This is a genomic window from Bifidobacterium stellenboschense (assembly GCF_000741785.1).
Taxonomy (GTDB): Bacteria; Actinomycetota; Actinomycetes; order Actinomycetales; family Bifidobacteriaceae; genus Bifidobacterium; species Bifidobacterium stellenboschense.
The window spans coordinates 76,809-90,385 of the sequence record NZ_JGZP01000004.1 but is presented as its reverse complement, the minus strand read 5'-3'; the positions used below and the strand labels follow the sequence as shown (position 1 = coordinate 90,385).

Here is a 13,577-nt window from a genome sequence, read left to right as displayed (position 1 = left end):
ACTCACTTGTTGATGTACTTCTTGCAGGCCTTGAAGGCGCTGTAGCCGGCGTACTTCGCGGTGGAGCCGAGCTCCTCCTCGATCTCGAGCAGGCGGTTGTACTTGGCGACGCGCTCGCCACGGGCCGGGGCACCGGTCTTGATCTGGCGGGTGTTCTTGGCGACGGCCAGATCGGAGATGGTGGTGTCCGGGGTCTCGCCGGAACGGTGGGAGACCATGGAGGTGTAGCCGTTGGCGGTGGCCAGCTCGATGGCGTCGAGGGTCTCGGTCACGGTGCCGATCTGGTTCAGCTTGACCAGCAGGGAGTTGGCGGCGCCGAGCTCGATGGCCTTGGCCAGGCGGGCCGGGTTGGTCACGAGCAGGTCGTCACCGACGAACTGCAGGCGGTCGCCAAGCAGCTTGGTGATGGCGGTCCAGTCTTCCCAGCCCTCCTCGTTGAACGGATCCTCGATGGAGACGATCGGGTACTCCTCGATGAGCTGCTCGTAGAAGTCGAGCATGTACTGGGAGTCGCGCTCGTCGCCCTCGAAGTGGTACTTGCCGGTCTCCTTGTTGTAGAACTCGGAGGAGGCGACGTCGAGGGAGATGCCGATCTGCTTGCCCGGCTCGTAGCCGGCGGCGGAGATGGCGTCCATGATGTAGTTGAGGGAGTCCTTGTTGGACTTCATCTTCGGAGCGAAGCCGCCCTCGTCGCCGAGGCCAGTGTTCAGGCCTTCCTTCTTGAGGACGTTCTTCAGGGTGTGGTAGACCTCGACGCCGGCCTGCAGGGCCTCGGAGTAGGTGTCGAAGCCGTACGGGGAGATCATGTACTCCTGGATGTCGGTGGCGAAGTCCGCGTGGGCGCCGCCGTTCATGATGTTCATGTTCGGCACCGGCAGGATGTGGCCGTTAGTGCCGCCGATGTAGCGGTACAGCGGCTCGTCGGCGGACTCGGCGGCGGCGTACAGGGCGGCCAGGGAGACGCCGAGGATGGCGTTGGCGCCCAGACGGCCCTTGTTCGGGGTGCCGTCGAGCTCGATCATCAGGTCGTCGAGGGCGCGCTGGTCGGAGGCATCCATGCCGATGACCTTCGGAGCGATCTCCTCGTTGACGGCCTTGACCGCGTTCAGAACGCCCTTGCCGCCGTAGACGGACTTGTCGCCGTCGCGACGCTCCCAGGCCTCGGCCTCACCGGTGGAGGCACCGGACGGGACCAGACCCAGACCGCGGGCGCCGTCTTCGGTGTCCAGAACGACCTGGACGGTCGGGTTGCCGCGGGAATCGAGAATCTGACGCGCGTAGACGCTTTCAATTGCTGCCACAACTACTCCTTTAACGTTAGGTTGTGATGACATCGTCAAGAATAGTGTGATTGATGGACTACGCGCAAGGGTTCCGCATTGCGTGTTGTGAGCGTTCACATCCCACTGTTCACCGACATTTCAACGTTGTTTCACACCCCGTTCGACTCCCGTCGACGTTCCACGGTCCGGACATGCGCGCGTCCGCCGACTAGACTGGCCCGCATGAACGACATGCACATCCGTCGCGCCGAGGAGCGCGACATCCCCGAACTCCACCGGCTGCTGCGGCAGGTGGCGGACATCCATCACGCCGGCCGCCCCGACCTGTTCAAGGCGAACGCGACGAAATACACCGACGACGAGCTCAAGGCGATCCTCGCCGACGACGATCGCCCCGTCTTCGGCGCGTTCTCCGACGCTGACGACGCGACGCTCTACGGATACGCATTCTGCGTGTTCGAGCGGCATCCGGGCAACCACGTGCTCACCGACATGACGACGCTCTACATCGACGACATCTGCGTCGACGAGGCGGCGCGCGGGCGGCATGTGGGCACCGCCGTCTACCGGCATGTGCTCGATTTCGCCCGCGGCTCCGGCTGCTACAACGTGACGCTCAACGTGTGGTCGTGCAATCCGGGCGCGCAGGCGTTCTACGAGCGGATGGGCCTCAAGCCCTACAAGGTCGGCATGGAGACGATCCTGTAGGGCCTTGCGGGGCCCGCGTCACGCTCCGCTCCCCCGCCGCTCAGCTACCGGTGTTTGCCCGGCACATAGGCCAGGTCGTTGAGCAGGTCGGACCCCCAGTCCATCACCTGTTCGCCGGGCATCGGCCCCTTGCCGAGCGAACCGCCGAACGGCGTGGGGATGATCATCTGGTGGGTGACCGGCCGGTACTGGAATCCCTTGTAGATGCGCGACATGCGCATGAGCATCGATTCGGGCGGGTCGACGCGGCCGACGCGCAGACGGTTCGACTGGGCGAGGATCTCGGAGATGCCGAGCTTCCTGGCCCTGAACTTGAGGCGCGCCACGCCGAACAGCATCTCGAATTCCTCCGGCAGCGGGCCGTAGCGATCGACGAGTTCCTCGGCGAGGTCCTTCAAGTCGTTCTCGTCGCGGGCGGCGGCGAGCTTGCGGTAGGCCTCGAGGCGCAGCTTGTCCGAGTCGATGTAGTCCACCGGAATCGACGCCTCGACCGGCAGGTCGATGGACACGTTCACCGGTTCGGCGGCCTTGTCCGGCTCCTTGTACTTCTCGACGGCCTCGGAGACCATGCGCACGTACAGGTCGAAGCCGACGCCCTCGATGTGCCCGGACTGCTGGTCGCCGAGTAGGTTGCCGGTGCCCCTGAGCTCCAGATCCTTCATCGCCACGTCGAAGCCGGAGCCCAACGCCGTGTTCTGCGCGATCGTCGCGAGCCTGTCGTGCGACTGCTGGGTCATCGGCTTGGACGGGTCGTACAGGAAGTACGCGTACGCGCGTTCGCGGCCACGACCGACGCGTCCGCGCAGCTGGTGGAGCTGCGAGAGGCCGAAGCGGTCCGCATGGTCGACGATCAGCGTGTTCGCGTTCGAGATATCCAATCCGGTCTCGATGATCGTCGTGCATACGAGCACGTCGATGTCGCGGTGCCAGAAGTCGCGGATGATCTGGTCGAGCTGCTTCTCGCCCATCTTGCCGTGCGCGACGCCGACCTTCGCCTCCGGCACGAGCGTGTGGATCCTGTCGGCGATATGCGCGATGTCCTCCACGCGGTTGTGCACGTAGAACACCTGTCCACCGCGCAGCAGTTCGCGGCGCACCGCGGCCGTGACCTGCGCGTCCTCGTAGGCGCCCACGTAGGTGAGCACCGGCAGACGGTCCTCCGGCGGGGTGGCGAGCGTCGACATCTCGCGGATGCCGGTGACGGCCATCTCCAACGTGCGCGGGATCGGCGTGGCGGACAGGGACAGCACGTCCACGTTGGTGCGCAAGGCCTTGAGCGTCTCCTTGTGCTCGACACCGAAACGCTGCTCCTCGTCGATGATGACGAGGCCGAGATCCTTGAACCTGATCTTCGGGTTGAGCAACTTGTGCGTGCCGATGACCACGTCCACGGTGCCGGCCGCCAGCCCCTCGATGGTCTCCTTGATCTCCTTGGGCTTCTGGAAACGACTCATCGCCGCCACGTTGACCGGGAAGCCCTCGTAGCGTTCGGTGAACGTCTCATAGTGCTGCTGGACGAGCAGCGTGGTGGGCACGAGCACGGCCACCTGCTTGCCGTCCTGGATGGCCTTGAACGCGGCGCGCACCGCGATCTCGGTCTTGCCGAAGCCCACGTCGCCACAGATGAGCCGGTCCATCGGACGCGGCTGCTCCATGTCGTGCTTGACCTCGTCGATCGTGGTGAGCTGGTCGGCGGTCTCCTGGTAGGGGAACGCGTCCTCCAGCTCCTTCTGCCACGGGGTGTCCGGGCTGAACGCGAAGCCGGGCGTACGCTGTCGGGCCGAATACAGCTTCACCAGATCGTCGGCGATCTCCTTGACGTGCTTGCGCGCCTTCGCCTTGGTGGCCGCCCAGTCGGAGCCGCCCAGCTTGTTGAGCTTGGGTGCTTCGGCGCCAATGTACTTGCTCACCTGGTCGAGCTGGTCGGTGGGGATGAACAGCTTGTCCGGCGGGGCACCCCGCTTGCTCGGCGCGTATTCGATGACGAGGTATTCGCGCGTGGTCCGGTTCGCGCCGGTGCCGATGGTGCGCTGGCGCATCTCGACGAACCGGCCGATGCCGTGCTGCTCGTGCACCACGTAGTCGCCGGCCTTGAGCTCCATCAGGTCGATGGCCTTGCGGCGGCGTTTCGGGGTCTTCGCCTGCGCCATCGCCGACGTGCGGCCGGTCAGGTCGCGTTCGGTGAGCAGGGCGGTCTTCGCCTGCCTGTCGACGAAGCCGTCGATCGCCTGCGAGCGGATCGTGTCGAACCGGGTGATGCCGGTCGCGTTGACTGCGCGCTTGAGTCGCGCGAGCGTGCCCTTGGCCGCCGCGGTGATGGTCACGTCGAATCCGGCGTCGATGAGTCCTTCGATGCCGGCGGCCGCCTTCGACTCGTCGCCGCGGTACTCCCCCGGGTTCGTCGCATCGACCTGCACGCGCCCCGGACGCGAGGCGTCGACGGTGAAGCTGGTGAGACGGATCACGTCGTGCTTCGAGTTCTCGAGCGCGGATATCGCCTCGTCGTAGTCGATGAAGCTCGCCTGGTCGAAGGTGATGGGTGCGCCGGCGCCGTGGCCGGACGCGGCAACATGCCAGCTGGCGGCGAGGAACTCGTTCGCCGTCTTGGCGAGATCCTCGGCGGAGCGGCGCAGCTTCTCCGGGTCGCTCAACAGGACGACGGCGTCGCCGGGGAGCAGACCCATGACCGGCTCCATGTCGTCGATGAGCGCCGGCATCAGCGATTCCATGCCTTCGACGGGAACGGCGTTCGCGATGGATTCGAGCATGTCGTCGGCGTTCGGGATGGAGCCGATCAGCGATTTCGCGCGGGCGCGCACCCGGTCGGTGAGTTGCAGCTCGCGGCAGGGCGTCGCCCAGATGGTCGTAAGGCCGTCACCATAGGTGCGCTGGTCGGAGGCGTGGAACTCCCTGATGCCGTCGATCTCGTCGCCGAAGAACTCGATGCGCACCGGGTGGGGCGCGGTCGGCGGGAACACGTCGAGGATGCCGCCGCGCACCGCGAACTCGCCGCGGTCCATGACGAGTTCGACGCGCGTGTACGCGTTCTCGACGAGACGGGCCGCCGCCTCGTCGAGCGGCAAATCCTCGCCCTGCGTGAACACGAGCGGTTCGACGTCGGCGAGGCCGGCGACGATCGGCTGGATGAGCGAGCGCACCGGCATGACGAGGATGCGGATGCGGCCGAACATCGGATCGGTGTCGCTCGGATGCTTGAGACGACGGAACACGGCCATGCGGCTGGCGACCGTGTCGGCACGAGGGCTGAGCCTCTCGTGGGGCAGCGTCTCCCACGCCTCCAATTGGGCGATGTCGCCGGGGTTCCCGTCATACCAGGAGCACAGCGCGCCGACGGTCTCCTCGGCCTCGCGCCCGGAGGCGACGACGAGCACGACCGGCTTGCCGGCCTTGCTTGCTCCGTTCGCCGTTCCCTGCGCGATGGCGGCGGCGAGCGCCGGGCGCAGGCCTTCGGGCATGCCGACGACGGTCGCGTCGTCGATGCCCTCCGGCGGTTCGACGTCTCCGGCGGCGACCTTGCGGAACGCGGGATCGCCGGCGGCGAGCCGTTCGAGCAGTCCGGTGAGCGACCCGTCGACGAGGTCGCGTTCGGACGCGGCGGCTGTGACGGACGCGGGCGTCTCCTTGGCGTCAGCGGCCATTGAACTTCTCCTGGGTCTTGGCGAGTCCCTTGAAGATGATGTCCTCGGCGGCGTCCGCGCCGTCCATGAGGAATTCGGGCAGTTGCTTGCGCTGGTCGGGGCCGAAGCCGCCGAGCACCCAATTGATGGTGTTGTCGTGCGCGTTGGCGCCGCGGCGCGCGTGGCCGACGCCCATGCGCACGCGCGCGTACTTCGGCGTGCCCAGCGACTTGTCGATGGATTTGATGCCGTTGTGGCCGCCGGCCGAGCCTCCCGCCTTGACCTTGATGCGACCGAAGTCGAGATCCATGTCGTCGTGGATGACGATGACGTGGTCGGGCTGGATCTGGTAGTAGGAGCAGATCGAGGCGACCGCGTTGCCGGACTCGTTCATGTAGGTGAGCGGCTTGGCGAGGAAGAACTTGACGGCGCGGCCGTCGAGGTGCATCGCGCCCTTGCCGAGCATGGCGAGCCCCTTGTGGTCGGCGAAGGCGACCGACCAGCGTTCCGCGAGCACGTCGGCGGTCATGAAGCCCATGTTGTGCCGCGTGTCCTCATACTTCTTGCCCGGGTTGCCCAGTCCCGCGATCAGCCAGAAATCCGATGCCATATGCGTTGCTCCTTACTGCGCCTTACTCGTTTTCGACCGAACAGATTGTACCCACCGACACCGTCAAGTCCGTTCCGCCATCGCCCCCGCCGCTCGGGACCTTCACGCCTTCCGTCCTTCGGCTAGCAACGACCGGCATCGCACCGCATCCATCGCCGGCACCTTGGAACGGCGGAACGCCGACGCATCCCTGGTGACGATGACATCGGCGGCATTGTCCTCGGCGATGGCGCGAACGAGCCCGTCCTCGAAATCCGGTTCATCCGATTCGTAGGACATGCGGGCGTGACGCGCCAGCAGCGGGCATACGTCGAACAGCTCCATCAGCATGCCGATGTCCTTGCGGGCGTCCTGTTCGTCACTGTAATGACGGCGCAGCACGTAGTAGACGTCGTTGAGCGACGATACGGCGATTATGAGCTCCACATCGGCACGGGAGGCGCAATCCAGAAGCAGGTCCACGCACTGGCTGTGAAACGGGGCGCGGGCATCGTTGCAGAAATCCAGCAGCACATTGGTGTCGAGCAGCAGCTTCATACCATCTTCTCCCCGAATCTGCCCATGCGCTCACGCGCGAGCAGCTCCTCGTCGGAGACCCCGTCCTCCACCGCCGGCAGATGACGGTTGGCGAAATACCCGATGATCTCCAGCTTCCGCCGACGTTCGCGCTCCTCGATCAGGGCGAGCGTCGCCTTCTCGAACTCGGGCAGCTCACCCGTATCGGCCATATAGTCGGTCAGGTCCCGTATCACGTCCGAGTACGTGCGCCCGTTGCGTTTCAGCACCTTCTCGGCGTCGCGCTTCCTGTCGGCATCGACGCGTGCCGTCACCATCGCCGTCGTCATGCGCATCACCTCTTCGAAACCAAGCTGTATTACAGTAATACAACTATCGCCGAAGGTAGGGACACCGCAATCGCGAAACACACATAGTGACGGGGACGGTCCCTACAAATCCAGGTACCAGTAGGACATGTCGTGCATGACGCCGGTCGCGTCGGTGGCGGCGGCGGGGAGGAGACCGAACCGGGTGAAGCCGAAGCGGCGCATCAGGGCGATCGATCCGGCGTTGTCGGCGAAGATGATGCCGATGGCCTTGCGCATGCGGCGGGACCTCGCCTTGTCGAGCAGACGGTCAAGCAGGAACGTGCCGACGCCGCGATGCCGCCACTGCGGCGCGATGTAGTAGGCGAGGTCGGTGACGCCGTCGTAGCCGGCGCGGTCGTAGAACACGGACAATGCACCGAAGGCGACGACCTCGCCGGCAGCGGTATCGTCACGATCCTCCTGAACGGTTTCCCTACGTTCACGTGCGACCTCTTCATCGCCATGGAAGGCATCGTCACCGTCGTCCGTCACCTCGACGACGAACACCCCGTAGGGTGGCTTGTGCGATTCCACCCATGCACGGCGCTGGTCGAGGGTGCGCGGCTCCAGATCGGCGGTGGCGCCGCCCTCGACGACGGACGCGTTGTAGATGTCGGTGATGGCCTTGAGATCGGATGCGGCCGCGGCCCGGAACAGATAGGACATGCCGACAGCCTAACACCCGGCGCAAGAAATCCCGGAGAACACCGGCTCGGTCCGGGAAAAGTCGCACTGGCGCGTCATCAGTGCAAACAATCCCGGAAAACGTCCCCACCGCCCGGGAATCCTTGCGCTGACGGCATCTCAGCACGACATATCCCGGAAGATGCCCATGTCGTCCGGGAAAAGTCGCGCTGCCCACCCGCTCAGCGCAAAGTTTCCCGGGAAACAACCCCATCACCCGGGAAAAGTTGCGCTGACGATGGGTCAATGCAAGAAATCCCGGAGAATCACGCCGATTCCCGGGATTTCTTGCGCCATGCGGCGGTGCGGGGTGTATCGGGGCATCGGATAGGGTTCCGACGCTCCGCCCCGAAACTACTGCTCCAGTTCGATGGCCTTGTTCAACGCGTCCTCAAGGGCCTTCTGGGCTTCGCCGTAGGCGGTCCAGTCGCCGTTCTTCATGGCGTCCTGGCTGTCCTTCATCGCCTGGGCGGCATCGTCGAGCGCCTGCTTGAGCTCGGGGCTACGCGCCGTGGACGAACCGGACGCCGAACCGGACGAACCGGAATCCTTGCCGTCGCCGGCACCGCCCTTCGACGTGTCACCGGACGAACCCGACGAATCCGAACCGGCGTCACCCGAACCAGAGCCGTCCGAACCGCCCGCGACGTTCGCCGCGTCGCCGGCGGACGCGCCGGAGTCGCCGCCGAACACCTGGTCGAGCGCCTCGTCGAGCGTGTCGGCGAAGCCGACCTGGTCGCCGAATGCGACGAGCGTCTTCTTGAGCAGCGGGAACGACGTGGCGCCCGAGGACTTCACGTACACGGGCTGCACGTAGACCAGGCCGCCACCCAACGGGAGCGTCAACAGGTTGCCGCGCACCACGTTCGTGGAACCGGATTGCAGGAGGTTGAGCTCCTTGGACACGTCGGCGTCCGCGTTGAAGTTGTTCTGCGCCTGTCCGGGGCCGGGCACGTTCGAATCCTTCGGCAGCTCCTGCAATCTGAGGGTGCCGTAGTTCGGCCCGATCTCGCCCTTCGTCGAGCCCGCGTCCGAGTCGACGGAGAGGAATCCTGTGAGGATCTCGCGTGTCGACGTGCCGGCGGGGATGTACGAGGAGGTCAGGGAGAACACCGGCTTCTTGGTGCCGCCGGTCTGGAGGGTCAGATAGTAGGGCGGCTGGAGGATGTCCTGATCCTGCTGCGACTGCGATTCGGTGGGGTCGACCGGCGTCTGCCAGAAGTCCTCGCCCGAATAGTACTGGCTGGCGGAGGTCACATGGTACTTGGCGAGCAGTTCGCGCTGCACCTTGAACAGGTTCTCCGGGTAGCGCATGTGGCTCATCAGGTCGCCGCTGATCTCGCTCAGCTGGTGGTACTGGCCGGGGAAGACCTGCTCCCACGCCTTGATGACCGGGTCGGACTTGTCCCACACGTACAGGTCGACGGAACCGTCGTACGCGTCGACGGTGGCCTTCACCGAGTTGCGGATGTAGTTCGCCTGCTGCGTGCCGAGGCCGGTCACGGTGGACGACGAGACGGTGGTGGAGTCCTTGGTCGCCGAGCCGAGGTCGGTCATCTGCGAGTACGGGTAGGCGTCGGACGTGGTGTAGCCGTCGACGATCCACTTGACGCGGCCGTCGACCACCGCCGGGTAGACGCGGCCGTCGAGCGTCAGGTACGGGGCGACCTTGGCGACGCGTTCGCGCGGCGAGCGGTCGTAGAGGATCTGCGAGGCGGAGGTCACGCGGTCGGAGAAGAGGATCTGGTCGGAGCCGAAGCGGATCGCGTACATGAGACGCGAGAACAGGTTGCCGACGGACGGGCCGCCGTTCCCCTTGAACGTGTTGGTCGCGCCCTTCGAGCCGGTCGGATAGTCGAACTCCCATGCGGCGGTGCCCTCCGGCGCGCCGACGATCGAGTATTCGCCCATGTTCGGCGAGAAGTAGATGCGCGGCTCGTATTTCTCGGATTCGGTGAGCTTGCCCTGCGTGGGGATGCCGGATTCGAAGAACTCGGGCTGGCCGTCGGCGGTCACCTTGTTGCCGTAGGCGGCGACGACGCCGTAGCCGTGCGTGTACACGGTGTGGTCGTTCACCCAGTTGCGGTTGTCGTTGCCGGCGAGGTCGAGCTCGCGGGCGGCGATCACCGTGTCCTGGCTCTTGCCGTCGATCTCGTATTTGTCGACGGCGAGCGTGTCGGCGAACGTGTAGTACTGCTTGGACTGCTGGAGCTGCTTGAACGTCGGGGAGACGACCTGCGGGTCGAGCAGTCGGATCTGCGCCGTGGTCTCGCCCTCCGAGCTCAACGCGCCGGATTCGCCCTTCGTGGTGGCCTTGTAGTTCTCGGTCTTGAGCTTGTCGAGGCCGTAGGCGGCGCGCGTGGCGTCGATGTTGCGCTGGATGTACGTGGATTCCATCTCCTGCGCGTTCGGGTTGACGCGGAACCGCTGCAGCAGCGCCGGCCACACGATGGTCAGCACCATGGAGACGACGACCACGACGGCGATCGCGACGACCGGGGTGCGCCACGCCTTGAGGGCGGCGGAGGCGCGCACGCCGAGCGGCTGAGCGCCCTCCAGCGCGTGCGAGCGCATCAGCCACACGCCGAGCACGACGCCGAGGATTGCGATGAGCGCGGCCATGATGAACGTGACCGGGATGGTCGCGTTGACGGTCGTGTACGTGGCGCCGGTGATGCGCGAACCCTGCTGGGTCAGGTGCGCGAACACGCCGAGCGCGGTGGACGCGGCGAGCGCGAACATGTTGAGCATGAGCCATATGGCGATCTGACGGCGGGCGCGCTTCGTGATGGCGAACAGGCCGCGGCCGTTCACCGGCATGGTCAGGCGGATGCCGCCCATCATCACGTGCGTGGCGACGGAGAAGACGATGCCGATGAGCAGCAGCATCGACACGGCGGACATGACGAGCCTCAGGCCGGGCAGCACGAACACGTAGAAGCCGTTGTCGAGTCCGAACTGCGGGTCCTTGACGCCGAAGCTCTGCGCGTTGAACATGAGCAGCACGTCGGCCCAGTTCGCGTTGAACTGCGCTCCGAACACGGCGCCCACGATCATGGAGATGACGGCGGCGACGCGTCGCGCGGTCTTCGAGCTGACGGTCCGCTTCACCTCGACCACGTCGCCGTCGACGCGCACGCGCGAGCCGTCGGCCGCGTCGGGGCGGGCGCGGATCGCCAGCCACGCGGACAGGAATCCGACGAGGCCCATGAGCAGCGCGTATGCGACCCACAGGCCGACCTTCACGCCGAGCTGCGTCCAGACGACGGATTGGAAGCCGAGCTGGCCGTACCACATGAGGTCGGTGATGAACCGGGAGAGACCGAAGAACAGGCCGACGATGATGGCGAGCGCGGCCACCACGCCGATGAGGATCTTCGTGCCGCGGTCCACGCCGCGCGGGCCTTTGTTCGGGCGCGACGGCTTGCGCGTGATGCGCGGGAATCCGGGGCCGAACGGGGGCCGTCCCGCTCCCCCGCCGCGTCGCGCGCCGGAACCGGCGGAACCGGCGGCGTCCGCGCCGTCGTCGCCGTCCGTTTCGACGTTGATGATGATCGGATCGTCGTCGGAACGTTCGGCGCGTCCCTGCGATCCGTTCCGACCGGACCGCCCGCGGTTGCCGCGCGGGTCGAAATCGGGGTCGAACATACCGAATATATCTGCGAATGACATGATTCCAGCCTACAAATAGGTGGGGAATGTCAATCCGTGTGCGTTCGCCGGGAGCCGAGGCGTGCCGGCGTGTATTCTCGTGCGCGGATGAGAGCTGGAGTCGAAAGGGGATGCCGGTGGCTGGAAGGAACCGTGGCGGCGGGCGCGTGACGCGTCGTGGCCGCATGATGCCCGTGGTGGTGACGGCCGTCGCCGCGATGCTGGCTGTCGCGCTGGTCGTCGTGTTCGTGGTGCTGCCGCGCGTGCGTGGGGATCGGCGGTCGGCTTCGGCGCCTTCGGACGCGCGCATGTCGCGTTCCGCGGTGCCGGTTCCGGGCGATCCGACGTCGATGCGGGCCCGTCGGATCGTCGACGGCATGGATGTCGAGGAGCGTGTCGGCCAGCTGGTAATGGCGCCGTTGTTCGCCGGCAGTGAGCCGTCAGCGTTGAAGGACGCGATCGCGGATCGTCATGTCGGGTCGGTGCTGCTCATCGGCAACTGGCGTTCCGGCGTGTCCGGCGTGCGCGGTGTGGTCGACGGGCTGCACTCCTATGTGAAGGATGGTTCGCGACTGCTCGTCGCCACCGATCAGGAGGGCGGCCAGGTGCAGCATCTGACCGGTTCCGGGTTCGACGAGATGCCGAGCGCCGTCGAACAGGGCGCGATGACGACCGACCGGTTGCGCACGTCGGCTGCCGGCTGGGGCGGCCAGTTGGCGGCGGCCGGCGTCAACGTCGATCTCGCGCCGGTCACGGACACGGTGCCCGGCGACCGTAATCAGAATGATCCGATCGGCGCCCTGGACCGTGATTTCGGTCTCGACGCCGCCGGCAACGCCGAGCATGCGGCCGCGTTCGTCGCTGGGATGCGCGACGCGGGCGTGCAGTCGTCGATCAAGCATTATCCGGGATTGGGCGCGGTCAAGGGGAACACGGATTTCACGGCGGACGGCATCCTCGACACGACGACCACGGCGGACGGCGCGGAGATCGGCGCGTTCCATACGGTGATCGCGCAGGCGAGTCCGGCGATGGTGATGATGTCGCTCGCCACGTACCAGCGAATCGACGCGGACAATCCGGCCGCGTTCTCCTCCGCGATCGTGGACGGCGTGCTGCGCGGCCGGCAGGGGTATGACGGCGTGGTCACGTCGGATTCGCTGTCGGCAGCGGCGGTGAGCGGCACGCCGACCGACCAGTTGGGCGTGCGGTTCGTCGAGGCGGGAGGCGACCTCGTGTGCATCGGGCAGAGCGCCTACGTCACGCCGATCCTCGACGGATTGACGGCGAAGGCGAAGGCGGATGACGCGTTCGCCGCGAAGGTGGCGCGTTCGGCGGAGCGCGTCGTGCGGCTCAAACTCGAGATGGGGTTGATGGCCTAGCGATACAGGCCGTGCTTGCCGATGTATTGGACGACGCCGTCGGGCACGAGATACCAGACAGGCTCATCGTGTTCGGCGCGGCGGCGCACGTCGGTGGAGCTGATCGCCAATGCGGGAATCTCCAGCGTGTCCACCTTGCCTTCGGGCAGCCTCACACCTTCGGGCGAGGAATAGCCGGGGCGCGTGACGGCGACGAAGTGGGCGAGATCCCACATCTTCTCCGCGTCCTTCCACTGCATGATCTCGGCGACCGCGTCCGCGCCGGTGATGAAGAACAGTTCCGCGTCGGGCCGTTGCGCGCGGATGTCGCGCAGCGTGTCGATCGTGTAGGTGACGCCTGGGCGGTCGATGTCGACGCGGCTGACCGTGAACTTCGGGTTGGAGGCGGTGGCGATCACCGTCATCAGATAGCGGTCCTCGGCGTTGGTGACGTGCTTGTCGAGCTTGAACACGGGCCGGCCGGTGGGCACGAAGATCACCTCGTCGAGGTCGTACACCCACGCCACTTCGCTGGCTGCGACCAGGTGGCCGTTGTGGATCGGGTCGAACGTGCCGCCCATGATGCCGATGCGCGGCGTCGCGTGCCAGTTGCCGCGCGCGGACCGGCGGACGGCCGTCCCGTGCCGCACGGCGGCGGGGCCGGATTCGGAGCCGCCGGTGCCGGGCGCGCCCGCGTTGGCCACGTTGGCGGCCGCCTCCACCGAATCGACGGACAGGTCGGACATGCGCCGTTCGCCGGCGGTCATGCCTCCCGT

10 protein-coding genes are annotated in these 13,577 nt (G+C 66.3%); 2 read left to right on the top strand and 8 right to left on the bottom strand.

Translation table 11 applies throughout. The features are described from left to right. Window positions 1-2: 2 nt before the first annotated feature. Window positions 3-1,301 carry a phosphopyruvate hydratase gene (gene eno, locus BSTEL_RS01740; protein WP_034526353.1) on the bottom strand — a complete coding sequence of 433 codons (1,299 nt, stop codon included), beginning with the start codon at window positions 1,299-1,301 and terminating at the stop codon, window positions 3-5. Between the two features lie 204 nt (window positions 1,302-1,505). Between eno and BSTEL_RS01735 the strand changes: the two genes are divergently transcribed. Next, a complete protein-coding gene (locus BSTEL_RS01735) occupies window positions 1,506-1,991 on the top strand; it encodes a GNAT family N-acetyltransferase (RefSeq protein ID WP_034526350.1) in 486 nt (161 codons plus the stop codon). A 44-nt stretch (window positions 1,992-2,035) separates the two neighbouring features. On the opposite strand, the gene mfd is transcribed toward BSTEL_RS01735, so the two are convergent. The 6 genes from mfd to BSTEL_RS01705 all read right to left on the bottom strand — a co-directional run bounded on the left by mfd (window position 2,036) and on the right by BSTEL_RS01705 (window position 11,461). Continuing rightward, entirely contained in the window at window positions 2,036-5,650 is a 3,615-nt protein-coding gene (gene mfd / locus BSTEL_RS01730; protein WP_034526349.1) for a transcription-repair coupling factor, read from the bottom strand. Continuing rightward, entirely contained in the window at window positions 5,640-6,239 is a 600-nt protein-coding gene (pth, locus tag BSTEL_RS01725; RefSeq protein WP_034526347.1) for an aminoacyl-tRNA hydrolase, read from the bottom strand. The genes mfd and pth overlap by 11 nt, the downstream gene beginning before the upstream one ends. Window positions 6,240-6,341: 102 nt before the next feature. Then, a complete protein-coding gene (locus tag BSTEL_RS01720) occupies window positions 6,342-6,776 on the bottom strand; it encodes a PIN domain-containing protein (protein WP_034526344.1) in 435 nt (144 codons plus the stop codon). Then, window positions 6,773-7,084, bottom strand: a complete 312-nt coding sequence (locus BSTEL_RS01715; RefSeq protein ID WP_162178964.1) for a type II toxin-antitoxin system RelB/DinJ family antitoxin — start codon at window positions 7,082-7,084, stop codon at window positions 6,773-6,775. Before BSTEL_RS01715 ends, BSTEL_RS01720 begins: the two co-directional genes overlap by 4 nt. Before the next feature lie 102 nt (window positions 7,085-7,186). After that, window positions 7,187-7,771, bottom strand: a complete 585-nt coding sequence (locus tag BSTEL_RS01710) for a GNAT family N-acetyltransferase (RefSeq protein ID WP_034526342.1) — start codon at window positions 7,769-7,771, stop codon at window positions 7,187-7,189. Window positions 7,772-8,143: 372 nt separating this feature from the next. Further along, window positions 8,144-11,461 (bottom strand): UPF0182 family membrane protein, encoded by a 3,318-nt coding sequence (locus tag BSTEL_RS01705; RefSeq protein ID WP_034526339.1) that lies wholly within the window; start codon window positions 11,459-11,461, stop codon window positions 8,144-8,146. Between the two features lie 110 nt (window positions 11,462-11,571). Here BSTEL_RS01705 and BSTEL_RS01700 point away from each other — a divergent pair, with 110 nt between their 5' ends. Further along, window positions 11,572-12,822 (top strand): glycoside hydrolase family 3 N-terminal domain-containing protein, encoded by a 1,251-nt coding sequence (locus BSTEL_RS01700; RefSeq protein WP_084686038.1) that lies wholly within the window; start codon window positions 11,572-11,574, stop codon window positions 12,820-12,822. On the opposite strand, the gene nadD is transcribed toward BSTEL_RS01700, so the two are convergent. Then, complete coding sequence (nadD, locus tag BSTEL_RS01695) at window positions 12,819-13,568, bottom strand: nicotinate-nucleotide adenylyltransferase (protein WP_034526551.1); 750 nt, start codon at window positions 13,566-13,568, stop codon at window positions 12,819-12,821. The genes BSTEL_RS01700 and nadD overlap by 4 nt on opposite strands. Between the last annotated feature and the right edge of the window lie 9 nt (window positions 13,569-13,577).

Excerpts from the sequence above, each read along its gene's own strand:
- BSTEL_RS01735 (WP_034526350.1), top strand. The coding sequence starts at position 1,506 with ATGAACGACATGCACATCCGTCGCGCCGAGGAGCGCGACATCCCCGAA.
- mfd (WP_034526349.1), bottom strand. The coding sequence starts at position 5,650 with ATGGCCGCTGACGCCAAGGAGACGCCCGCGTCCGTCACAGCCGCCGCG.
- pth (WP_034526347.1), bottom strand. The coding sequence starts at position 6,239 with ATGGCATCGGATTTCTGGCTGATCGCGGGACTGGGCAACCCGGGCAAG.
- BSTEL_RS01720 (WP_034526344.1), bottom strand. The coding sequence starts at position 6,776 with ATGAAGCTGCTGCTCGACACCAATGTGCTGCTGGATTTCTGCAACGAT.
- BSTEL_RS01715 (WP_162178964.1), bottom strand. The coding sequence starts at position 7,084 with ATGACGACGGCGATGGTGACGGCACGCGTCGATGCCGACAGGAAGCGC.
- BSTEL_RS01710 (WP_034526342.1), bottom strand. The coding sequence starts at position 7,771 with ATGTCCTATCTGTTCCGGGCCGCGGCCGCATCCGATCTCAAGGCCATC.
- BSTEL_RS01705 (WP_034526339.1), bottom strand. The coding sequence starts at position 11,461 with ATGTCATTCGCAGATATATTCGGTATGTTCGACCCCGATTTCGACCCG.
- BSTEL_RS01700 (WP_084686038.1), top strand. The coding sequence starts at position 11,572 with ATGCCGGTGGCTGGAAGGAACCGTGGCGGCGGGCGCGTGACGCGTCGT.
- nadD (WP_034526551.1), bottom strand. The coding sequence starts at position 13,568 with ATGACCGCCGGCGAACGGCGCATGTCCGACCTGTCCGTCGATTCGGTG.